Below are 21,140 nucleotides of genomic sequence, written 5' to 3' on the forward strand. Positions count from 1 at the left end.
CTAGCATTGATTACAGATTTTTTAGCGCCTGCTCGTCGACTTGGTGCAGTAGCGAGCGCGCTACTGATAAGGCCGAAACACTAAAGCTTGATGGTCTGCGCCCACGCGAGTGCCGCCAGATGCGCATGGTTAACATGCTCAGCGGTCATGAACAACGCATCTGCGAACTCTGACGCGCAGCCATACTCCCGCTCGCAGGCTTCCGCGAGCGCCAAAAATGGCCCATACACGCCATCCCGCGTAACGAGGGCTTGCGCAATCGCCTCCGGTAACGTGATCTGCTTCAGGACATCCTGGACTGGAATTCCCAGAAACTGATCCAGCAACGAAAACATTCCCACGATAAACAGGTTTTCCGCTTCGCTTTTGGAAAGCAAGCCGCGACCCAGCAATTCTGTAAATCGCCCGCGAATCATGGCCGCTTGCAGCAAGGCGGGTGAAAAACCGACCGGATTGGTCGTCGCAAGTAGTAACGACAGCCATCGAAGAAAGGGCGTGTAACCCAACATCGCGACCGCATGGCGTAGCGACTGAATTTCCACATCTATGCCAAAGCCGGCGGAATTGATATAGCGAAGCAACCGGTACGAAAGGACTGCGTCATGCTTCAGAAGTTTTTCCAGTTCACGCACATCGGCGTTTTCCTGGACCATTTGCATCAGTTGCAAAATTAGCACCGATTGCGGACCAAGCTCTCCTGGCAGGCTCGGCTTGCGTGGAGTCGAGCAGAGATCTTTGAAGAATCCGTTCAACCCCATAGGGGCACAGGCATCGAACTCCCGCCAGCCCGCAAACTGATCCACCAACACAGAGATTTGAGGCTGTGACTGCTTGACGAGGCGGCTTATCGCAGTCAGGTCTGTATGCCTGAGGCCAAGCTCCACGTAGGTCAAAAGCGCAAGCAAGCTCTCGTTTGATTCAAGGAAACCAAGGTCAGCATCGCACAGCCCCAAGCCAAAGCCGCGCTCGTGTAACGACCGGGCAACAGTTAAATCGATCCCATCAACCAGATCCCTCCGGTCCAGCATCAATACAGTCTCAGCGGGCGCTATGACTTGCAGGGTTTTCGCCGACACCCCGACTGGCCTTGCATCCAGAAACAGCAAGCCCAATGGCGCGCCACTGGCACGCTCAGCGACAAGTGCAAGAAGTTGATCCAGGTCGCCTTCCTCCGGCAGACCGCTGCTATTTTCCTTTTTTTGCCATGCCAGCTTGTAGCCTTTGACCTGCTGTTGAGGGCCAAGAAGGGGTATTCGGACAAGATACTTATCTTCGGACATCGAGTTTCAAAAAAAAATAGCGAGAATTAAGTTCCGTGTCGTCATTGACAAGTTACGACCGTTGACTTCACGCAGGCCGCTGAAGGAAATTACATGAGCATGCGAGACCGCGTGGTGCCTAAAGATCTCGAGCCTCTCTGCCCCTTCACCCGCGCCAAGGACGCCGAAAACCTGCAGATTTTTTTCGCCTAAATTTTCCGACTTAGACACTCAGCGTCAGATTTTTCATTTTTGATGGTACGGAATAGTTAGCGAAGTGATTGTCCAAAGAACATAGAAATCATCTTTCTTCTTTCTTAATCGGCAGCTGCACAGTGACGCATCAGTTTTGCTACCCGTGCTGACCCGTTGCCTCGGGTAAAAAATGTGGCTATCCACCAAACGCCGGCATGCCCCAGACATCGTGGTCCGGCGAAATTCCGAAATCACCAAACTGCTTGCACTGACCGGCGTGAAGGTAAAACTACTGGCGCAAGAGCCTATGTGATCGTCATCCACCAGAGCAGGCCGCGCGTGTCCACCAAGAGGTCCAGATGCGCGTCAGGTTAATTAAAGAAGCCGACGTCAAACCTGACTAATTGCTTGCCGCGCCCTGCGGACAGAGGCGCTGCGTTGTGTCGACAGAGATCTGAAGGTGAATGAAGTCCGGGTCAGGCCCAGTGGTCTGCCTGAGTCATGTAATTGGTGCGGCTGGCGGGGATCGAACCCACGACCCTTGGCTTCGGAGGCCAATACTCTATCCACTGAGCTACAGCCGCAACGCTGAAAAATAATTTGCACCCAAGTCCGGGACGGACATAAACCTCGGGCGGCGGAATCTGGGCGCAGGTTGGTCGCTGCACGGAGTAACTGATTCTATCAGCCAGGCTTGAGCTGCCCGACTTCGCAGACCCCCCGCTATAATTGAAAGTTGCCGGGCAAACAAAGCAGCAGTGCATCACTGCTGCCTAAATTGCCCCCTGAAATCCAGTTTTTTGAGGACGCCATGAGCGCAAACGACCACACCACGGCCCACGAAGAAGCCCATACCGGCCCGATTAAAACCCCCAAGCAATTGTTGGCGGCGGTTTTTTTCTCTTTCGTCGTTCCTGTTTTCGCCATCATCGGGCTGGTTTTTTATGTCAGCTCTGCCAACAAGCCCGAAGCGGGTGCGGCAGATACTGAAAAAGCCCTGACACAGCGCATTCAAAAAATCGGCATGGTTGAAATCCGCGATGCCAACCGCCCGCTCAAGTCCGGCGAAGACGTGTACAAGGCCCAATGTGTGGCGTGTCACGCTAGCGGCGCGGCGGGCGCCCCCAAATTCGGCGACAGCGCCGCCTGGGCACCGCGCATCCAGACCGGTTTTGAGGCGCTCTGGAATTCGGCGCTCAAAGGCAAGGGCGCCATGTCGGCACAGGGCGGAGGCGACTTCGCTGACCTCGAAATCGGCCGCGCGGTTGTGTACCTGACGGCAGCTGCCGGTGGCAAGTTCGCCGAACCCGCAGCGCCTGCCAGCACGGCCGCCGCGCCCGCAGCAAATGCTGCACCTGCAGTTTCCGCTCCCGCAAGCCCACCGGTCGCCACAGTTGCAGCGCCAGCAGCGGCCAGCCCCGCCGCACCCGCTGTCACTGTGGCCGCCGCTGGTGCTGGCGAATCCCTTTACAAAGAGCTGTGCGTCACCTGCCATGCCACGGGTGTGGTCGGTTCCCCTAAGTTTGGCGACAAAGCGGCTTGGGCGCCCCGCCTCAAAACCGGTCTCGATGCGCTGACTGCCAGCGTCGTCAATGGCAAAGGCGCGATGCCGGCAAAAGGCGGCTCGGTGACCGCAACCGACGCCGAGATCCGGGCCGCCGTGCTGTACATGGCGGCGGCTGCGGGTGGCAAATTTGCCGAGTCCGCAGCGCCAGCCGCTGCCGCTCCAGCAGCCCCTGTCAAGGTCGCGGCGGCGGGCGGCGGTTCTGGGGCGGGCGAGGCCTTGTACAAGCAGGCCTGCGGGACTTGCCATGCTGCGGGTATCGCCGGTTCGCCCAAGTTTGGCGACAAGGCGGCCTGGGCGCCACGCATCAAAACCGGGCTGGACACCCTGACCGCCAGCGCCATCAAGGGCAAGGGCGCCATGCCGCCCAAAGGCGGCTCGTCTGCATCCGATGCCGACATTCGTTCAGCCGTCGAGTACATGGTGGACGCCGCCAAATAAGCCGCTGCAACGCGCCATCAAAAAGCCGGTCAATGACCGGCTTTTTTCTTAAATCAACAACAAATTAGGGCTGCAGCCCAACAAATACGGGCAGAGCGTGCTACTTTTTTTGTAGCAACTGAGGACTTGGCACATAACCGAAAAGCGCCGGCAGATCACACGACTGCCTTGCTTCGGGCTGCCACAGGCCCTGCTCCACGGCATCGGCCGCGTGCGTCATGTCCAGTGTGTGGACCAGGCCAAAACCGAGATCGGTTTGCAGGTAGAGCCGCCCCGCTTCGTCCACCACACAGTGCTGCACGCTGGCCGGTCGGCCGGTGTGCGCGGTCACCGCAAAGGCGGGTGCCGGATCAACGCGCCAGATCAGCGGCGCGGCCTGCAGCTCCACATAGACGCGCTGCGGCCCGTTCTGAAAAAACCACTGGCCGCTCGCGTCGCTCTCGTAATTGCGGGCAATGAAGTCGATCAGCTTTTCGTGCCTGAGCAGCGAGCCCTTGCCAGGTGCGCCAGCCTCGGTTGAGGTGGCGGCAAAAGGCCCGGCGGCCTGCGCCCGGTCGTCGCGCATAAACCAGTTGCCGCGCGCGTCCAGCCCGAGCCAGCCATAGCAGTGGGGAACGTTGGGCCACTTGGCGATGGCTTGGCGAACAATGTCATCCATGAGGCTATTTTGCGCCGCTGCTGGCAGACGTGATGGCGCCGGGGTTATGCAGCGGCGCCTCAAGCTGCGCTGCCAGAAAGGCCGTGACGGCCTCAGGCATGACACGCACTTGGCCGGGAAAGGGTTGCGACGGGAAACCCACATGGCCGCCCTGTGCCGGCTGCCAGAGGGTGACGTGGCTGCTGGTGTCACGGGCCTGCGGCAGACTGGAGGCCGGAACAAAGGGGTCGTTCAGCGCGTTCAGCACCAGGGCCGGCACGGCCACCTTGTGCAGATGCGGCTTGGCTGACGCCCGCGCCCAGTAGTCATCGGCATCTTTAAAACCGTGCACCGGGGCGGTGAACACATTGTCAAATTCATACAGATCACGCGCCGCCAGTAGCCGCTGGCGGTCAAACAGGCCGGGATGCTGCTCCAGCTTCTGCAGCGCCTTGGGCACCATGGTCCTGAGGAACATGCGGGTGTACACCTGCCGGTTAAAGCCCCGGCTGATGGCCCAGCCGCTGGCCGCCAGATCCAGCGGCGAGCAGACCGAGGCAAGGCCGGCAACCAGCTGCCTGGCCTCAGCGCCCGACTCGGCGGCCCAACGCATCAGCGCATTGCCACCAAGGGAAATGCCTACGGCCAGCACCGGTCCCGTGTGACGGGCGGCAAAGCGCCGCAAAATCCAGTCGATCTCGGCGAAGTCGCCCGAGTGGTAGGCGCGCGGCGCCAGATTCAACTCGCCGGAGCAGCCGCGAAAGTGCGGCACGGCGCAGGCCCAGCCACGGCTGCGGGCGACGTCGGCAAAGGCCTCGGCATAGTGGCTGGCCGACGAACCTTCCAGGCCGTGGAATACGACCAGCAGCGGCCGCTCTGACTGCGGCAGCCGCAGCGCCGGGCCGTCCCAAGCAAGGCCAGCGCCCTCGGGAGGCAGCGCAGCGCACGCAGTGGCAAGCGTGGGGGCATCAGGCCGCAGCGCCGGGCCGCCCCAAGCAAGGCCAGCCCCCTCGGGGGGCAGCGCAGCACACGCAGTGGCAAGCGTGGGGGCCACATCCTCCAGCCAGTCGACATCAACGAAGTCGTTGTCGGGTGTGGTCCAGCGTTCGCGCTTAAAAATCGGCGCTTGCTCCAGGAAACGGCGCGAGCGCAACGCCGCCCAGATAGTCTGCAAATTGCCGCCTGGAAGCCACCAGGGCGCTACATAATTCATAGCTGACCACACCCGTCAATGAAGGACTGGCGGGGTTTCTGACACTTCCTGCATCTCGCGCGGCGTGCCCGGGCTGGCATGGTGCGCGACCATGCGCCAGCCCTGCGCTGTCTTGTGGTAAACGTTGGTGGCAATCACGTAGGCGTGGCGCGGGCCTTCCTCGGTCAGCAATTCAACGCGCTCAAGCACGTTGTGCACGCTTGAGCTCATGGCATCCACCTTGCGTACCTTTTCGGCCTGGGCCCGAATAGTGCCGTTGGAAAACATGGCGTCAAAAGTGGCGCGTATAGCCGCCGCACCCACTGCGCGCCCGCCTCCTGGGTGGACGCAAACAATGTCGTCCTCATCGGCCCAGCAGGCCATCAGCTTTTCGAGATCGCCGTTTTGCAGTGCTTCGTAAAAAGCCGCCTCTATGTCGTCGGCATTGCCGCTGCTGGCGGGAGGGACTTTCGATTTGGCCATGGGTTCACTCAGAAGGGAGGACGCAGCGCGTCCGTTTGCTTGAATCTGCTTGTTTCTACTGGTGATTGTGCGCGCCATCGAGCCAGGCCTGCACCAGGCGCTGCATCGGGCTGGCCAGCCCGCGTTTCAGCGCCTCGGGCAGCGCCCCGGCGCATGGGGCATCACCAGCACCAGCGTTTGCACCCCGCAGCGCCTGAACCAGCGTGCCAGCGCCGGCAATTGCCCGGGCGCTGGCGTCCAGAGTGTGCGCTGACGCCCGTGGTGTAGCCGCGGTGGTTCAAACATGATCAGGCCGGTGTGCGCCGGCAAAGGCCTGGCCGCCCAGTCTTCTATCGCCGAGGGGCCGGTCAGCGCAATGCCGACCTGCGCTAGCCCGCTGCGCATGGTCTCGGTCGCCAGCACTTCGGTATGCGCAAACCGGCCGCTGCCCAGCAAGCGGCGAAGCACTTCGTTACCCAGCACGCCGGTGGCGCCGGCGACCAGCAGGCGCGGTTGGTCCAGCTGCTGGCCGCTTTTGGCCGGACGCAGCGCGGCCTGCAAAGCCTTCAAGGGACTTCCTGAAGAAGCGGCAAAAGATGACGCGCAAGGCGAGGATATAGGCGTGGCCGACATGCGACTATGGTAGTGTCAAGGCTTGAATTTTGGAGACCTTTTCATGACATCACGATTCTTGACTTTGACGTTTGCAGCGCTGCTCAGTTTGCTGCTCACGGGCTGCGGCTACAACGATTTTCAGCGGCTCGACGAGCAGAGCAAATCGGCCTGGTCCGAAGTACTCAATCAATACCAGCGCCGCGCCGACCTGGTTCCCAACATCGTGGCCACGGTCAAGGGCGAAGCGGCTTTCGAGCAGGACACGCTGACCAAGGTGATTGAGGCGCGCGCCAAGGCCACGTCGATTCAGGTGACGCCCGAAACGCTGAACGACCCGGCCGCTTTCAGCAAGTTCCAGGCGGCGCAGGGCGAGCTGGGCAGCGCCTTGAGCCGGCTGATGGTGGTGAGCGAACGCTATCCCGACCTGAAAGCGAACCTGGGGTTCCGCGATTTGCGGGTGCAGCTTGAAGGCACCGAAAACCGCATCACCGTGGCGCGCAACCGCTTCATCCAGACGGTGCAAGACTACAACGTGCTGACGCGCAGCTTTCCCAACAACCTGACGGCCATGGTGTTCGGCTACAAGGTCAAGCCCAACTTTGCCGTGGCCAACGAAGCGCAGATTTCCACGCCGCCAACGGTTGATTTCAACAAGAAATAATCCCTTGTCACCCCACACCGTGCGCAGTTTTTTGCAAACTTTGCTGCCGGGCAGACGGCTGCTAGCGGCCCTTCTGATGGCGCTCTGGCTGCCGGTCGGGTGGGCGCAGGGCGTGCTGCCGGTTCCGCCGTTGACCGCCCGTGTCATGGACAGCACCGCCACCCTTAACACCGCACAGCTGGCTGCGCTGGATGCCAAGCTGGCGGCGTTTGAAAAGGCTAGAGGCGCGCAGCTGGTGATGCTGATGGTGCCGACGACCCAGCCCGAAGACATTGCCGCTTATGCGCAGCGAATCGGCGACAGCTGGAAAATTGGCCGCAAGGATATTGGCGACGGCTTGCTGCTGGTGGTGGCCAAAAACGACCGCACCGTCCGCATCGAAACCACCAAGACGCTGGAAGGCGCAATTCCCGACCTGGCAGCCAAACAGATCATCGACAACGCCATTACCCCGCGCTTTAAACAAGGCGACTTTGCCGGCGGACTCGATGCTGGCGCCGACCAGATCATGGCGCGCATCAGCGGCGAAAACCTGCCGATTCCGCAGCAAAGTGGTTCCAGTCGCCGTAGCAGCAGCGGCGGCGGCGGCGGCTTTGACTGGACCACGCTGGCGGTATTTTTGTTTTTTGCCGTACCAATAGGCGGCCGCGTGCTGTCCAGCGTGCTGGGCCGCAAGCTCGGCTCGGTCGCCACCGGCGGCGCCGTCGGCTTCCTGGCCTGGCTGTTCACCAGCAGCTTGCTGATTGGCGGTATCGCCGCGCTGGCGGGCCTGGTGTTCGCGCTGATTTCCGGACTGAGCGGCTTGGCCGGCATGGGCCGCGGTCGCTCGTCGGGTTGGGGCGGGCCCGGCGGATTCGGCGGTGGTGGCGGGTTTGGTGGCGGCGGTGGGGGCGGCTTCGGCAGCGGCGGGGGTGGCAATTTCGGCGGCGGCGGCGCCTCGGGTAACTGGTAAGCGCGATGAACAAGCTGGCACTTCTGAGCAAGCACCTGTGGTTGGACGCATCCGACAGCCAGCGCGCCATTCCGCCCGATATGCTCAATCGCCTGACAGAACGCGTGGCGGCCAGCGAGCAGCGCCACAGCGGGCAGATCCGCATCTGTGTCGAGGCCTCGTTGCCCACCAGTTATCTGTTGCGGCTGAACGCTGAAAACACCCTGAGCGCTTTGGTACGACAGCGCGCTGTCATGATGTTCGGCAAGCTGGGCGTCTGGGACACCGAACACAACAACGGCGTGCTGATTTATCTGCTGCTGGCCGAACACGCGATTGAAATCGTCGCCGACCGCGGGCTGATGCGCCATGTGGACGCCGCGCAGTGGCAAGCCATGGTGGCGCGTATGGCCAGCGCCTTTAAAGACAAGCGCTATGAAGACGGGCTGACGCAGGCGCTTGAAGAAAGTTCGGCGGTGTTGATGGCGCACTTTGCTCGAAGCGCCGCGGCGCGCGACCATCCCAACGAACTGCCCGACACGCCGCACCTGGAATAGCGGCAGCGCCAGCGCCGGGGGCGCAGCAGCCGCTGCGCGCCTTGTTAACTGCTATTATTTTAATAGCTATTAGCGCCCATACCACATGGGCTAGAGGCCTATTTGATCACTTATTTCGGGCTAAACGCGCCTTCAGCGCGCGGGCGGCAAGCGCCAGACTGCCTGCCCGCCCACTGCATACAGCGTGCGCCCGGGCTGCCGCACAAGCTGCATGCCGCCGGTGAATTCGCCAAAGGCCGGCAACACGGCGCAGCGCGCCTCAAAACTGAAGCAGGCCAGTCGCAAATGCGCGCGGCCCGCGCCATGCAGACTCAGCGCCGGATGCAGATGGCCGGCCAGTACAAAGTGCGTGGCATGGTGTTGGGGATGGTGGCAGGCGGCAAAAGGCCCGATGGTCCAGGGTTCATCGACGCTCTGGATGCCCAGCGAAAGCGGCGGATCACCGGCGCGGCTGTCGTGGTTGCCGCGCACCAGCGTGCAGTCCAGCGCCGCATGGTTGGCGCGCCACGCCGCCAGCGCCGCCAGCAGCGTGGGCGTGCGGGCTTGCGCCGCATGCAGAAAGTCACCCAGAAAGACCAGCTGCGCGGGCTGGTAGTGATGCAGCAAGGCACTCAGGCGCGCCAGGTTTTCGCGCGTCGTGCCGCTGGGCACGGGCTGCCCGAGCGCGCGGTAAGTTGCCGCCTTGCCCAGATGCAGGTCGGCTACCCACAGCACGCGCCCGGCAGGCCACCACAGCGCATGTTCGGGCAGCAGCCACAGCGTTTCGCCGGCGCAGTCAATCGCCAAGGGGCGGCCCAGCGCGCTATCGGGCGGCATCACAAACCGGGCCGGCGGCCCGCGGCACGCCTGGGCGCACGGGCTTTGCCCGGTGGTGGTTTGTCGGCGCGCGTGCCCGACAGCGTGTCCTGCGAGAACGCCAGGCTCAGGCGCAGCTGTTCAGCAGCCGATGGCGTTTGATTGCCTGACGACTGCGGCGCCTGGCTGGCCTCTGGCGTGCCGTCAGCGGCCCGGTCAAGCTGCGCCACCATGCGCGCAATGCGCTCGGCCAAATTTTCATTGGACAGTTGCTCGCGAAAGCGTTCCACCATTAGAGGAAAGGCAAACGGCGTGGGCCGCGCCAGCGTTTGCACAAGGAGCTGCTGCGTGGCCATGTGAGCCAGGGTGGCGCGCAAGCGGCCAATTTCCAGCTCCTGCGCCAGCAATTCCTGCTCGGCTTGCAGCAGCAGGCGATTGGTCGGGTCGTATTTTCGAAACACCTCATAAAACAGCGACGAGGAGGCCTGCAGCTGCTTGTTGCTGCGCTTTTCTCCAGGGTAGCCCTGAAAAATCAAGCCAGCCACGCGGGCGATTTCACGAAAACGCCGCTGCGCCAGCTCGCTGGCGTTCAGGCTGGCCAGCACTTCTTGCAAGAGATCGCCCCCACGCTGAATGTGGTGCCCCCACGGTCGCTCGCTTCGCGTAGCTTCCTGCCCCCCGAGGGGGCCGCTGCGCCTGCGGCCCGGCGAAGCCGGTTCCGCGGCCCCGGCTGGCTCCATGCAGTCCTCATACTCGCCTGGGGTGTAGCCGTCCGGCGTTAGCACTTGCGGAAGCAGCGTCGGCCAGTCCACTTCGGTGGCGCTGAGCAACTCGAAGCCATAGTCGTTGACAGCGATCGAAAAAGTGCGCGGCTGGCGCTGCGCCACGCGCCAGGCCAGCAGATTGGCCAGCCCGAGGTGCACCGGTCGGCCGGCGAACGGGTACAAAAACAAATGCCAGCCCTCGCGCGTTTTCAGCACTTCGGCCAGCAGGCTGTGCGGCGTCGGCAGCGCCGACCAGCGCTGCTGAATCTCCAGCAGCGGCCGCACGCGCTGCAGCTCGGGCGTGTCGTATCGGCCTTCTTTGGCCAGGGCCAGCTGCTGCACCACCGCGTCGGCCAGCGTCGTCGAGAGCGGCATGCGCCCGCCGTTCCAGCGCGGCACCGCCGGGCGCTTGCCGCTGGCGCGGCGCACCCAGGCCGTCATCTCGTGGATGCGAACCAGTTCAAGCAGCCGGCCGCCAAACAGAAAGCAGTCAGCGGGCTTGAGACGCGCGGCAAAGCTTTCTTCGACCGTGCCGATCTTGGCGCCGCCGACATACTGCACCGCCATGCTGGCGTCACTGACGATGGTGCCGATGTTCGAGCGGTGACGCCGCGCCAGCCGCGCATCGGGCACGCGCCACACGCCCGCTTCGTCCGGCACGGCGCGGCGGTAGTCGGGATAGACCGCCAGCGAGGGTCCGCCCTGCGCGACGAAGGACAGGCACCAGTCCCAGTTTTCTTGCGACAGCTGCGCGTAGGCCGCCGTGCTGCGCACCTCGGCCAACAATTCGGCGGGCACAAAGCCACCGCCCAGCGCAATCGTGACCAGGTGCTGCACCAGCACATCGAGTGGCTGCGCGGGCGATGCGCGCGACTCAATATGCCCGGCGGCAATCGCCGCGCGGGCGGCAGCGCCCTCGACCATCTCCAGGCTGTGCGTGGGCACCAGTGTGACGCGCGAGGGCCGGCCGGGCGCATGGCCCGAACGCCCGGCGCGCTGCAGCAGCCGCGCCACGCCTTTGGGCGAGCCGATTTGCAACACGCGTTCAACCGGCAAAAAATCGACGCCCAGATCCAGGCTGGAGGTGCAGACTACGGCCTTGAGCGCGCCGCTTTTCAGGCCCAGCTCTACCCACTCGCGCACCGCCCGGTCGAGCGAGCCGTGATGCAGCGCGATCAGCCCGGCCCAGTCGGGACGCGCCTGCAGCATCGCCTGGTACCAGATCTCGGCTTGCGAACGCGTGTTGGTAAACACCAGCGTGGTGCTGCTTTTTTCAATTTCTTCAATCACCTGCGGCAGCATGCTGAGGCCCAGATGCCCACCCCACGGAAAGCGTTCCACGCGCGCGGGCAGCAGCGAATCGACGAGCAGTTTTTTGGGCAGCTGGCCCTGCACCAGCACGCCATCGTCGTGACCCAGCAGGGTGCGCATCGCTTCCTTCAAATTGCCCAGCGTCGCCGACATGCCCCAAACTGATAGTGCCCCCACGCTTTTCACTTCGTGTAATGCGCTGCCCCCCGAGGAGGCGCTGCGCCTGCGGCCCGGCAAAGCCGGTTCCGCGGCCCCTGCTTGCGCATGCGGGAGCGGAAGTCGAACCCCCACGCTTTCCACTGCGTGTAGTTCGCTGCCCTCCAAGGGGACTGGGCTGGCTTGGGCTGGCCCATCGGAAGAGTTCCAATGCTTTAGCCGTGCTAAAGCCAGCTGCACCTGCACGCCGCGCTTGTTGCCGAGCAACTCGTGCCACTCATCGACTACGACCAGCTTCACGGCGCCCAGCACGTCCCTGGCATCGGCGCGGGACAGCAGCAGCGACAGGCTCTCGGGCGTGGTGACCAGCACGCTCGGCAGGCGCTGGTTCTGCGCGCTGCGTTCAGCCGCTGGTGTGTCGCCAGTGCGTGCGCCGGCGCTCCAGTACATGAAACTTGACGTTCCATCGTCATTCACGGCGGCATTCAACACCTCAAGCGGCAGCTGCAACGCACGCAGCGTGTCAGCCGCCAGTGCACGCATCGGCGTGATCCAGAGCACGGTCAGCGGCGCTGCCTTGACGCTTCCCTCTCTTGCTACGCTTTTAATAGCTGCTTGCGCCCGTACCGTATGGGCTAGAGCCATAAAAGACATCAAGGCACCGAGCCAGACGGCATAGGTCTTGCCGGCGCCGGTCGTCGCATGGAGTAAACCAGAATGGCCGTCGCCAATTGCTTTCCAGACGTCGCGCTGGAATTTGAACGGCGTCCAGCCGCGCGCGTCAAACCAGGCATCGAGGGCCTTTTTGACCAGTGGTTTTGCCGACCTGGTTGTCATGCTTTGGCCGGCAGCAACGCAGCCAGCGTCTCCAGGGTATCGGCCTCGGCCACCGGCTTGTCCTCGCGCCAGCGCAGCATGCGCGGAAAGCGCACGGCAATGCCGCTCTTGTGGCGCGGGCTGCGCGCGATGCCTTCAAAGCCGAGCTCGAACACCAGTGTCGGTTTGACGCTGCGCACCGGGCCAAAGCTTTCGAGCGTGGTCTTGCGGATGATGGCATCGACACGCGCCATTTCGGCGTCGGTCAGGCCCGAATAGGCCTTGGCAAAAGGCACCAGCTTGCGGTCTGTCTGCCCTTCGGGCTCGCTCCATACTGCGAAGGTGTAGTCGCTGTAAAGGCTGGCGCGTCGGCCGTGGCCGCGTTGCGCGTAAATCAGCACGGCATCGATGCTGAGCGGGTCAATCTTCCACTTCCACCAGAGCCCGGCCTCCTTGGTGCGGCCGACGCCGTAGAGGGCCTGGCGCTGCTTGAGCATCATGCCTTCAACACCCATGGCACGCGCCGCTTCGCGCTGCAAGGCCAGGCTTTGCCAGTCGTCGCCGTTCAGCATCGGGCTGGGCCGCAGCGTGGGATGCTGCAGCTCGGTCACCAGCGTGTCGAGCAGGGCCCGGCGCTCGGCTTGTGGCAGCGCCCGCAGGTCACGCTGCTGCCACTCCAGCAAGTCATACGCCAGCAGCACGACCGGAATGTCGCGCAGCAGCTTGGCCCCCAGCGTCTTGCGGCCCAGGCGTTTTTGCAGCTCGGCAAAGGGCTGCACGCGGCCCGCGCTCCCCGGCAAAGTTTCATCGCTGCGCCAGACCACGATTTCGCCGTCGAGTACCGTGCCATCGGGCAGCGCCTCGCCCAGCTTTGCGAGTTCGGGGAAGCGCTCAGTCACCAGCTCCTCGCCGCGCGACCACAGCCAGACCTGACCGGCGCGCTTGACCAGCTGGGCCCGAATGCCGTCCCATTTCCATTCAATGATCCAATCCGCCGGCGCGCCCAGCAGGCTGTCGAACTGCTGCAGCGGCTGGTTGAAGGGATGGGCAAGAAAAAACGGATAGGGCTGACCGCTGGTTTGCTGGTTCAGCTCGCCGCTGCTTTCCGGCGCAATCAGCGCGGCATATTGGCCGGCCGAGGGTTGGCCGCTGATGTGCGTGTAGCCCATCAGCCGCTGCGCCACCCGCTTGGCGTCAATGCCGCCGACCGCTGCCAGCGCCTGCGTGACCTGCAGCCGCGACACGCCGACGCGAAAGCCGCCGGTGATCAGCTTGAAATAGACCAGGCGCTCGTCCACGGCCAGCAGGTTCCATTGCGCGCGCAGGGTGTCTGGCAAGGCTTCGGGCAGCTCTTTTCGCAGCGGCAGCAGGTGCCGCTCTATCCACACCGCCAGGCCCAAATCGTGCGCGCCGCTGGGCGGTGGCAGCAACAGCGCGATGGTTTCGGCGAGGTCGCCGACCGATTCGTAGCTTTCGTCAAACAGCCATTCGGGCAACCCAGCGGCTTGCTGTGCAAGCCCGCGCAGCAGCTTGGTGGCCACCAGCTGGCGTGGCTTGCCACCGGCCAGAAAATACACGGCCCAGGCCGCATCTGCGGGCGCGGCACTTTGCAGATAGCGTTGCAGCGCGGCCTGTTTGGCAAGACTCGACGTGGTCGCGTCAAGCTCGCGGTAAAGGGCCGCAAATGCTTTCATGAAGTGGCGTCGCGGGCAGGCTGGATGGCATCCACGGGCTTGCCGGAGTCGCGGAGCACGGCAGCCTGATCGGCCACATCCTCACCGCCGTATTCGGTCTTGAAGCCCTGCGCATCAAGCCCCCGCTCGCGCAGCCAGCGCACCAGCACCGCAACGCTGCCATGCGTGACGAAGACGCGCTCGGCGCCCGTGCCGTCAATGGCGCGCTGCAGGCTGGGCCAGTCGGCGTGGTCTGACATGACAAAGCCGCGGTCCACGCCACGGCGCCGCCGCGTGCCGCGCAGCAGCATCCAGCCGCTGGCAAAAGCGTCGGAGTAGTTGCCGAAGCGGCGCATCCAGGGCGACCCCTGCGCGGATGGCGGCGCCAGTACCAGCGCCTGGCTGATCGCTGCCGAGTCAGCTTGCGCGACCGTCTGCGTGGCGGGCAAATTCACCCCGGCTTCCCGGTATACCCGGCTCAAAGGCTCGACCGCGCCATGGGCAACGATGGGTCCAATGCTGGCGTCGACGCCGTGAAGAATGCGCTGCGCCTTGCCAAAGGCGTAGCAAAACAGTACCGACGCGCGTCCGGCAGCGGCATTGCCGCGCCACCATTGATTGATGTCGGCAAACAGTTCGGCTTGGGACGGCCAGCGGTAAATCGGCAGGCCAAAGGTCGATTCGGTAATAAAGGTATGGCAGCGAAGCGGCTCGAACGGCTCGCAAGTGCCGTCACCTTCCAGTTTGTAATCACCCGAGGCGACCCACACTTCGCCGCCGTGCTCGACCCGCACTTGCGCCGACCCCAGCACATGGCCGGCCGGGTGCAGCGAAATACGGACGCCGTTGTGCAGCACCGGCTCGCCATAAGGCAGTGTCTGCAGCGTGATCTCGCCCAGCCGGCTGCGCAGGATGCCCGCGCTGTTGGCGTGCGCCAGATAGCGTGCATGCCCCACGCGCGCATGATCCGAATGGCCGTGCGTGATTACGGCGCTTTCAACCGGTCGCCAGGGGTCGATATAGAAGTCGCCCGCTGGGCAATACAGGCCTTCCGGCCTCGCCACGATCAGGTTCATGTGCAGGGGGTGTGAAGTGTGAAGGTGTAGAGAGGAAATTAAAGTCGCTGTTTCGGCTGTGAGCAAAAACCTAGATTTTGATCCTAGCGCCAGCACCGACTATCCGCTGAACGCGGGCAAGCCCTTGGCCTGTCAGCAGGGACTTACAACGCGCCCAACCATGCGCAGTGCCCATAAAAAAAGCCCCCGACTTGCGTCAGGGGCTTGATGCAGAGTTCCGTTGCCGAATCTCTGCGTTTGCAGACAGCGGTCTGCGTTGATTGCTCTTATTTTTTCTGGCGGTATTTGCGCAGCGCTGCAATCTGCGCGGCCATCACAGCCAACTCGGACTGGGCCATGGCAATGTCGATATCGGTTTTGGCATTTTTCAGGGCTTCTTCGGCCGCTGCCCGGGCGGTTGTGGCCTTGGCTTCGTCCAGGTCCTTGCCGCGGATGGCGGTGTCGCTCAGTACCGTCACGCAATGGGGCTGCACTTCCAGCAGGCCGCCGGCGACAAACACAAACTCTTCCGTGCCATCGGCTTTTTCAATGCGAACCGCACCCGGTTTGATGCGGGTGATCAGCGGCGTATGGCGCGGGTAGATCCCCAGTTCGCCGGCCTCGCCGGGCAAAGCCACAAATTTGGCCTCGCCGGAGAAGATGGACTCTTCTGCGGATACAACGTCGACGTGGATGGTGTTCATGAATGCTCCTTAAAGAAGTCGATCAGGCGACTTTCTTCGCCTTCTCAAACGCCTCATCAATCGTGCCGACCATGTAGAAAGCCTGCTCGGGCAAATGGTCGCACTCGCCGGCCACAATCATCTTGAAGCCGCGAATGGTTTCGGCCAGGCTGACGTACTTTCCGGGCGAACCGGTGAACACTTCAGCGACGTGGAAGGGCTGCGACAGGAAACGCTGGATCTTGCGGGCACGCGCGACCGCCAGTTTGTCGTCGGGGGCCAGTTCGTCCATGCCCAAAATCGCAATGATGTCGCGCAATTCCTTGTAGCGCTGCAGCGTGCCTTGCACGGCGCGTGCCGTGTTGTAGTGGTCTTCGCCGACCACGGCTGGTGACAACTGGCGACTGGTCGAGTCCAGTGGATCGACCGCCGGGTAAATGCCCAGCGAAGCGATGTCTCGGCTCAGCACCACGGTGGAGTCCAGATGGGCAAAGGTGGTGGCAGGCGATGGGTCGGTCAAGTCATCGGCAGGCACGTAAACGGCCTGAATCGACGTGATCGAACCGACTTTGGTCGAGGTAATGCGCTCCTGCAGGCGGCCCATTTCTTCGGCCAGCGTCGGCTGGTAGCCCACGGCGGAAGGCATGCGGCCCAGCAGTGCTGAAACTTCGGTACCGGCCAGCGTGTAGCGGTAAATATTGTCGACGAAGAACAACACGTCGCGACCTTCGTCACGGAAGGACTCGGCAATCGTCAGGCCGGTCAGCGCCACGCGCAGACGGTTACCTGGGGGCTCATTCATCTGGCCGTAGACCATGGCCACTTTGGACTCACCGAGGTTGTCGAGATTCACCACGCCGGAATCAGCCATCTCGTGGTAAAAGTCGTTGCCTTCACGGGTACGTTCGCCAACACCGGCAAACACGGACAGACCCGAGTGCGCCTTGGCGATGTTGTTGATGAGTTCCATCATGTTCACGGTCTTGCCGACGCCGGCACCGCCGAACAGGCCAACCTTGCCGCCCTTGGCGAACGGGCACACCAGGTCGATCACCTTGATGCCGGTTTCCAGCAGCTCTTGCGAAGGGCTCAATTCGTCGTAAGCCGGAGCCTTGCGGTGGATGGAAGCGGTCAGCGTCTGGTCGACCGGGCCACGTTCGTCAATCGGAGCACCCAGCACGTCCATGATGCGGCCCAGCGTGGCTTTGCCCACGGGCACCGTGATAGGCGCGCCGGTGTTGTACACGATGTTGCCGCGACGCAGGCCGTCAGAGGTGCCCAGCGCGATGGTGCGGACAATGCCGTCGCCCAATTGCTGCTGCACTTCCAGCGTCAGCGCCGAGCCGTCCATCTTGAGCGCGTCATAAATCCTGGGCATCTGGTTACGCGCAAATTCCACGTCCACCACCGCGCCAATACACTGAACAATCTTGCCTAGAATCTGAGCCATGATTGAATCCTCTTTCCGTTCTTTAAGTCTTTAAATCTGGTGTGGCGGATTAAACCGCTGCAGCACCGGCAACGATTTCCGAAAGTTCTTTCGTAATCGCAGCCTGACGTGTTTTGTTGTAAACCAGCTTGAGCTCGTCAATCACGCTGCCGGCGTTGTCGGTCGCGGCCTTCATGGCCACCATGCGGGCTGACTGCTCGGACGCCATGTTCTCGGCAACGGCCTGGTAAACCAGCGCTTCGACAAAACGAACCATCAAATCGTCGATCACGGTTTGCGCGTCCGGCTCGTAGATGTAGTCCCAGCCATGCTGGTCCTTGTCGGCTTGCAGGCGCTCGGCCGTGAGGGGCAGCAGTTGCTCGACCACCGGCTCCTGGCGCATGGTGTTGATGAACCGGGTGTAGCACAGGTACACCGCGCTGACCTTGCCTTCGCTGTACGCGTCGAGCAGCACCTTGACGGGGCCGATCAGCTTGTCCAAATGCGGCTTGTCGCCCAGCTGCGTGGCATGCGACACCACCTTGACGCCCACCCGATTGAGAAAACCCAGACCCTTGTTGCCAATGGCCACGGCCCGTGCGTCATGTCCGGCAGCCTGCAGATCCTTGAGCTTGGCGGTAACCGCGCGCAGCACGTTGGTGTTCATGCCGCCGCACAAACCCTTGTCGGTGCTCACCACGATGAACCCGGTGGTCTTGGCGTCGTTGGACTCCATGAACTTGTGGGTGTACTCGGGGTTGGCCTGACTCAGATTGGCCGTGACGTTGCGTATCTTGTCGCTGTAAGGACGGGCTGCGCGCATTCGCTCCTGCGCCTTGCGCATTTTGGAGGCAGCCACCATTTCCATGGCCTTGGTGATCTTCTTGGTGTTTTCCACCGACTTGATCTTGCCGCGTATTTCCTTGCCTGCTGCCATAACAGTTTCCTGGTTTCGGGTGAAAACTTAAGCGAACGACTTCTTGAATTCGATCACGGCGGCTTTGAGCTCAGCTTCAGCATCCTGACAAACTTTCTTCATTGCCTTCTTCGAATCGCTGTCGTCCGGCTTGGCCGGCTTCACGTCCCATTTGGCGCCATTTTTCTCAATGGTAGCCAGCAGTGCAGCGTGCTTGTCTTTAAGGTAGGAGTGCAGCCCGTGCTCGAAAGACAGTACCTTCTTGACGTCAATATCATCCATGACACCCATGTTGACCGCAAACAGGGTCACGCCCATCAGGCTGATAGGCAGGGGCGAGTACTGGGCTTGCTTGAGCAATTCCGTGACACGCGCGCCGCGCTCGAGCTGCTTGCGGGTAGCCTCGTCCAGGTCGGAAGCGAACTGCGCGAATGCGGCCAATTCACGGTACTGGGCCAGGTCGGTACGGATACCACCGGAAAGGCCCTTGATCCAGTTGGTCTGGGCGGCGCCACCGACGCGCGATACCGAGATACCGGCGTTGATCGCGGGGCGGACACCGGCGTTGAACAAGCTGGTTTCCAGAAAGATCTGACCATCGGTGATCGAAATCACGTTGGTCGGCACGAAGGCGGACACGTCGCCGGCCTGCGTTTCAATAATGGGCAGGGCCGTCAGTGAACCGGTCTTGCCCGTGACGGCGCCTTTGGTGAAGTCTTCGACATACTTTTCGTTGACGCGCGCCGCACGCTCAAGCAGGCGGCTGTGCAGATAGAACACGTCGCCCGGATAGGCTTCGCGGCCTGGCGGACGGCGCAACAGCAGCGATACCTGACGGTAGGCCACGGCCTGCTTGGACAAGTCGTCGTACACGATGAGCGCATCTTCACCGCGATCGCGGAAGTACTCGCCCATGGTGCAGCCGGAATAGGCGCTGACGTATTGCATGGCCGGCGAATCGGAGGCCGAAGCCGCCACCACGATGGTGTATTCCATGGCGCCGGCCTGCTCCAGCGAGCGCACCACGTTTTTGATCGAAGAGGCTTTCTGGCCAATCGCGACATAGACGCAGGACACGCCCGTGCCCTTTTGGTTGATGATGGCATCAATCGCCACGGCGGTTTTGCCGGTCTGTCGGTCACCGATGATCAGCTCGCGCTGGCCCCGGCCGATAGGCACCATGGAGTCGATGGACTTCAGGCCGGTCTGCAGCGGCTGGTCGACCGATTTACGGGCGATCACGCCGGGCGCAACCTTTTCGATCACGTCGGTCAACTTGGCGTTGATCGGACCCTTGCCGTCAATCGGCTGGCCCAGTGCGTTGACGACGCGGCCCAGCAGCTCGCGGCCGATCGGCACTTCCAGAATACGGCCGGTGCACTTGACGGTGTCGCCTTCAGCGATGTGTTCGTACTCGCCCAGAATCACGGAGCCGACTGAGTCACGCTCGAGATTCAGCGCCAAGCCATAGGTGGGCGTGCCGTCCGCCGTGGCAGGGAATTCGAGCATCTCGCCCTGCATCACATCGGACAGGCCATGAATACGGACGATACCGTCGGCCACGGACACAACCGTGCCCTGGTTGCGGATGTCGGCGCTGACAGTCAGGCCTTCGATACGGCTCTTGATCAGTTCAGAAATTTCTGCGGGATTGAGTTGCATGACTCTTTCCTTCTTTCTAGGTTGTTGGCTGAAAACTTGCGATGGCGCCGGTGCGCCAGCTTCAGGAAATCAGCGCCACTTTCATTTGCTCTAAACGGGCTTTGACCGAGGTGTCCAGCACCTCGTCACCCACCACGACACGCACGCCGCCAATCAAGGCAGGTTCCAGCTCAACCTGGAGGTTGAGCTTGCGGCCAAAGCGCTTGTCCAGCGCCGTCGCCAGATCGGCCAGCGCCGCACCGTCGAGCGCGAAGGCGCTGTACACGGTGGCATCGGAGGCGCCGCTCTGCGCATTTTTCAGCGCGCGAAACTGACTGGCGATTTCCGGCAGGACGCTGATGCGGCCGTTGTCGATCACCACCTGCAGGAAGTTTTTCGCAGCCTGCGGCAGCTTGCTTTGCACGACGCCGGAGATCAACTCAAACACCTGCGCAGACGTTACGCCGGGATTGCCGGCGAACTGCTGCAACTGAACGTTGGCAGCGATCAACGCCAACTCGTCAAGCCAGACGGCAGTGCCGCCCAGGTCGGAGCCACAGGCTTTGTACAGTGCTTCCGCATAGGGACGGGCAATAGTGGCTAGTTCGGCCATGTGTACGCCCTCTTAAAGTTCGGTCTTCAAGCGGCCCAGCAAGTCGGCATGCACGCTGGCATTGACTTCCTTGCGCAGAATCTGCTCGGCACCCTTGACGGCCAGTGCGGCAACCTGCTCACGCAGGGTTTCGCGGGCCTTGACGGTTTGCTGCTCGGCTTCGACCTTGGCGGCAGCAATGATTTTGCTGCCCTCTTCGGTCGCCCTGGCTTTGGCGTCTTCAATCAAGGCTTGACCACGGCGTTCGGCTTCGGCCAGACGCACTGCCGACTCGTTGCGCGACTTGGCCAGTTCTTCTTCCACGCGCTTGTTGGCCACGGAAAGTTCAGACTTGGCTTTGTCGGCAGCGGCCAAGCCGTCAGCGATTTTTTGAGCCCGCTCGTCCAGCGCTTTCGTTATGGGCGGCCACACAAATGTCATTGTGAACCACACCAGGATCGCGAAAACAATCGCCTGAACGAACAGGGTTGCGTTAATACTCACGGCAACACCTTTCTTTCGGAATGTTGACGATTACTTCAGCACAAACGGATTGGCAAACGCGAACATCATCGCGATACCAACACCGATCAGGAATGCGGCATCGATCAGACCTGCGAGCAGGAACATCTTGGTTTGCAGTTCATTCATCAGCTCAGGCTGGCGGGCAGCCGCTTCAAGGTATTTGCTACCCATGATGCCGATGCCGATACATGCGCCGACAGCGCCCAGGCCAATGATCAGGCCTGAGGCCAAAGCGACGAAACCGAGAACGTTTTCCATTTAAAGCTCCTA

General features: G+C 62.3%; 20 protein-coding genes, 1 tRNA gene and 1 pseudogene. 5 read left to right on the forward strand and 17 right to left on the reverse strand.

The features are described 5' to 3' along the window. Positions 1-80: 80 nt before the first annotated feature. Together HHJ18_RS20605 and HHJ18_RS20610 are read right to left on the reverse strand one after the other, a co-directional pair. A complete protein-coding gene (locus HHJ18_RS20605) occupies positions 81-1,280 on the reverse strand; it encodes an HDOD domain-containing protein (protein WP_296918377.1) in 1,200 nt (399 codons plus the stop codon). A gap of 682 nt (positions 1,281-1,962) precedes the next feature. Then, positions 1,963-2,038, reverse strand: a tRNA-Arg gene (locus tag HHJ18_RS20610). A gap of 227 nt (positions 2,039-2,265) precedes the next feature. Here HHJ18_RS20610 and HHJ18_RS20615 point away from each other — a divergent pair. Together HHJ18_RS20615 and HHJ18_RS20620 are read left to right on the forward strand one after the other, a co-directional pair. Next, positions 2,266-3,138, forward strand: a pseudogene (locus HHJ18_RS20615) (c-type cytochrome); the annotation flags it as partial. Next, positions 3,124-3,459: a c-type cytochrome gene (locus tag HHJ18_RS20620; RefSeq protein ID WP_296918487.1), complete on the forward strand. Its 336-nt coding sequence runs from the start codon at positions 3,124-3,126 to the stop codon at positions 3,457-3,459. The pseudogene HHJ18_RS20615 and the gene HHJ18_RS20620, both read left to right, overlap by 15 nt. Before the next feature lie 100 nt (positions 3,460-3,559). Here HHJ18_RS20620 and HHJ18_RS20625 read toward each other — a convergent pair whose 3' ends face one another. The 4 genes from HHJ18_RS20625 to HHJ18_RS20640 all read right to left on the reverse strand — a co-directional run bounded on the left by HHJ18_RS20625 (position 3,560) and on the right by HHJ18_RS20640 (position 6,320). Beyond that, on the reverse strand, positions 3,560-4,117 hold the full coding sequence (locus HHJ18_RS20625; RefSeq protein ID WP_296918379.1) for a DUF2946 family protein: 558 nt from the start codon (positions 4,115-4,117) through the stop codon (positions 3,560-3,562). A 4-nt stretch (positions 4,118-4,121) separates the two neighbouring features. After that, positions 4,122-5,309 carry an alpha/beta fold hydrolase gene (locus tag HHJ18_RS20630; RefSeq protein WP_296918381.1) on the reverse strand — a complete coding sequence of 396 codons (1,188 nt, stop codon included), beginning with the start codon at positions 5,307-5,309 and terminating at the stop codon, positions 4,122-4,124. A gap of 15 nt (positions 5,310-5,324) precedes the next feature. Further along, the gene (locus HHJ18_RS20635; RefSeq protein ID WP_296918383.1) at positions 5,325-5,771 is read right to left on the reverse strand and encodes a nuclear transport factor 2 family protein; all 447 of its coding nucleotides are present in this window, start codon (positions 5,769-5,771) and stop codon (positions 5,325-5,327) included. A 126-nt stretch (positions 5,772-5,897) separates the two neighbouring features. Beyond that, positions 5,898-6,320 (reverse strand): hypothetical protein, encoded by a 423-nt coding sequence (locus HHJ18_RS20640; RefSeq protein ID WP_296918385.1) that lies wholly within the window; start codon positions 6,318-6,320, stop codon positions 5,898-5,900. 106 nt (positions 6,321-6,426) lie between these two features. Here HHJ18_RS20640 and HHJ18_RS20645 point away from each other — a divergent pair, with 106 nt between their 5' ends. The 3 genes from HHJ18_RS20645 to HHJ18_RS20655 all read left to right on the forward strand — a co-directional run bounded on the left by HHJ18_RS20645 (position 6,427) and on the right by HHJ18_RS20655 (position 8,514). Then, a complete protein-coding gene (locus HHJ18_RS20645; RefSeq protein ID WP_296918387.1) occupies positions 6,427-7,026 on the forward strand; it encodes a LemA family protein in 600 nt (199 codons plus the stop codon). A gap of 76 nt (positions 7,027-7,102) precedes the next feature. Continuing rightward, a complete protein-coding gene (locus HHJ18_RS20650) occupies positions 7,103-7,978 on the forward strand; it encodes a TPM domain-containing protein (RefSeq protein WP_296918489.1) in 876 nt (291 codons plus the stop codon). Positions 7,979-7,983: 5 nt separating this feature from the next. Beyond that, on the forward strand, positions 7,984-8,514 hold the full coding sequence (locus tag HHJ18_RS20655; protein WP_296918388.1) for a TPM domain-containing protein: 531 nt from the start codon (positions 7,984-7,986) through the stop codon (positions 8,512-8,514). A 132-nt stretch (positions 8,515-8,646) separates the two neighbouring features. Here the strand turns inward: HHJ18_RS20655 and pdeM are convergent, their stop codons facing one another. The 11 genes from pdeM to atpE form a co-directional block, all read right to left on the reverse strand. Continuing rightward, on the reverse strand, positions 8,647-9,330 hold the full coding sequence (pdeM, locus tag HHJ18_RS20660; protein WP_296918390.1) for a ligase-associated DNA damage response endonuclease PdeM: 684 nt from the start codon (positions 9,328-9,330) through the stop codon (positions 8,647-8,649). After that, positions 9,330-12,377 carry a ligase-associated DNA damage response DEXH box helicase gene (locus tag HHJ18_RS20665; protein WP_296918392.1) on the reverse strand — a complete coding sequence of 1,016 codons (3,048 nt, stop codon included), beginning with the start codon at positions 12,375-12,377 and terminating at the stop codon, positions 9,330-9,332. Before HHJ18_RS20665 ends, pdeM begins: the two co-directional genes overlap by 1 nt. Beyond that, positions 12,374-14,050 carry an ATP-dependent DNA ligase gene (locus HHJ18_RS20670; protein ID WP_296918394.1) on the reverse strand — a complete coding sequence of 559 codons (1,677 nt, stop codon included), beginning with the start codon at positions 14,048-14,050 and terminating at the stop codon, positions 12,374-12,376. The genes HHJ18_RS20665 and HHJ18_RS20670 overlap by 4 nt, the downstream gene beginning before the upstream one ends. Beyond that, positions 14,047-15,105, reverse strand: coding sequence for a ligase-associated DNA damage response exonuclease (locus tag HHJ18_RS20675; RefSeq protein ID WP_296918396.1), 1,059 nt, complete (start codon positions 15,103-15,105; stop codon positions 14,047-14,049). Before HHJ18_RS20675 ends, HHJ18_RS20670 begins: the two co-directional genes overlap by 4 nt. 266 nt (positions 15,106-15,371) lie before the next feature. Beyond that, a complete protein-coding gene (locus tag HHJ18_RS20680; protein ID WP_296918398.1) occupies positions 15,372-15,788 on the reverse strand; it encodes a F0F1 ATP synthase subunit epsilon in 417 nt (138 codons plus the stop codon). Between the two features lie 22 nt (positions 15,789-15,810). Beyond that, positions 15,811-17,217, reverse strand: a complete 1,407-nt coding sequence (gene atpD, locus HHJ18_RS20685; RefSeq protein WP_296918400.1) for a F0F1 ATP synthase subunit beta — start codon at positions 17,215-17,217, stop codon at positions 15,811-15,813. A 49-nt stretch (positions 17,218-17,266) separates the two neighbouring features. Beyond that, positions 17,267-18,133 (reverse strand): F0F1 ATP synthase subunit gamma, encoded by an 867-nt coding sequence (gene atpG, locus HHJ18_RS20690; RefSeq protein ID WP_296918402.1) that lies wholly within the window; start codon positions 18,131-18,133, stop codon positions 17,267-17,269. Positions 18,134-18,160: 27 nt separating this feature from the next. Continuing rightward, complete coding sequence (gene atpA, locus HHJ18_RS20695; protein ID WP_296918403.1) at positions 18,161-19,774, reverse strand: F0F1 ATP synthase subunit alpha; 1,614 nt, start codon at positions 19,772-19,774, stop codon at positions 18,161-18,163. Positions 19,775-19,835: 61 nt separating this feature from the next. Next, on the reverse strand, positions 19,836-20,366 hold the full coding sequence (locus HHJ18_RS20700) for a F0F1 ATP synthase subunit delta (protein ID WP_296918405.1): 531 nt from the start codon (positions 20,364-20,366) through the stop codon (positions 19,836-19,838). A gap of 12 nt (positions 20,367-20,378) precedes the next feature. After that, positions 20,379-20,849, reverse strand: coding sequence for a F0F1 ATP synthase subunit B (locus HHJ18_RS20705; RefSeq protein ID WP_296918407.1), 471 nt, complete (start codon positions 20,847-20,849; stop codon positions 20,379-20,381). A gap of 30 nt (positions 20,850-20,879) precedes the next feature. Further along, positions 20,880-21,128 (reverse strand): F0F1 ATP synthase subunit C, encoded by a 249-nt coding sequence (atpE, locus tag HHJ18_RS20710; protein WP_296918408.1) that lies wholly within the window; start codon positions 21,126-21,128, stop codon positions 20,880-20,882. Between the last annotated feature and the right edge of the window lie 12 nt (positions 21,129-21,140).

This window comes from Polaromonas sp., from assembly GCF_012927455.1.
Lineage (GTDB): Bacteria > Pseudomonadota > Gammaproteobacteria > Burkholderiales > Burkholderiaceae_C > Polaromonas.

Coding starts and splice junctions, on each gene's coding strand:
- HHJ18_RS20605 (WP_296918377.1), bottom strand. CDS start 1,280: ATGTCCGAAGATAAGTATCTTGTCCGAATACCCCTTCTTGGCCCTCAA.
- HHJ18_RS20620 (WP_296918487.1), top strand. CDS start 3,124: ATGGCGGCGGCTGCGGGTGGCAAATTTGCCGAGTCCGCAGCGCCAGCC.
- HHJ18_RS20625 (WP_296918379.1), bottom strand. CDS start 4,117: ATGGATGACATTGTTCGCCAAGCCATCGCCAAGTGGCCCAACGTTCCC.
- HHJ18_RS20630 (WP_296918381.1), bottom strand. CDS start 5,309: ATGAATTATGTAGCGCCCTGGTGGCTTCCAGGCGGCAATTTGCAGACT.
- HHJ18_RS20635 (WP_296918383.1), bottom strand. CDS start 5,771: ATGGCCAAATCGAAAGTCCCTCCCGCCAGCAGCGGCAATGCCGACGAC.
- HHJ18_RS20645 (WP_296918387.1), top strand. CDS start 6,427: ATGACATCACGATTCTTGACTTTGACGTTTGCAGCGCTGCTCAGTTTG.
- HHJ18_RS20650 (WP_296918489.1), top strand. CDS start 7,103: ATGGCGCTCTGGCTGCCGGTCGGGTGGGCGCAGGGCGTGCTGCCGGTT.
- HHJ18_RS20655 (WP_296918388.1), top strand. CDS start 7,984: ATGAACAAGCTGGCACTTCTGAGCAAGCACCTGTGGTTGGACGCATCC.
- pdeM (WP_296918390.1), bottom strand. CDS start 9,330: ATGCCGCCCGATAGCGCGCTGGGCCGCCCCTTGGCGATTGACTGCGCC.
- HHJ18_RS20665 (WP_296918392.1), bottom strand. CDS start 12,377: ATGACAACCAGGTCGGCAAAACCACTGGTCAAAAAGGCCCTCGATGCC.
- HHJ18_RS20670 (WP_296918394.1), bottom strand. CDS start 14,050: ATGAAAGCATTTGCGGCCCTTTACCGCGAGCTTGACGCGACCACGTCG.
- HHJ18_RS20675 (WP_296918396.1), bottom strand. CDS start 15,105: ATGAACCTGATCGTGGCGAGGCCGGAAGGCCTGTATTGCCCAGCGGGC.
- HHJ18_RS20680 (WP_296918398.1), bottom strand. CDS start 15,788: ATGAACACCATCCACGTCGACGTTGTATCCGCAGAAGAGTCCATCTTC.
- atpD (WP_296918400.1), bottom strand. CDS start 17,217: ATGGCTCAGATTCTAGGCAAGATTGTTCAGTGTATTGGCGCGGTGGTG.
- atpG (WP_296918402.1), bottom strand. CDS start 18,133: ATGGCAGCAGGCAAGGAAATACGCGGCAAGATCAAGTCGGTGGAAAAC.
- atpA (WP_296918403.1), bottom strand. CDS start 19,774: ATGCAACTCAATCCCGCAGAAATTTCTGAACTGATCAAGAGCCGTATC.
- HHJ18_RS20700 (WP_296918405.1), bottom strand. CDS start 20,366: ATGGCCGAACTAGCCACTATTGCCCGTCCCTATGCGGAAGCACTGTAC.
- atpE (WP_296918408.1), bottom strand. CDS start 21,128: ATGGAAAACGTTCTCGGTTTCGTCGCTTTGGCCTCAGGCCTGATCATT.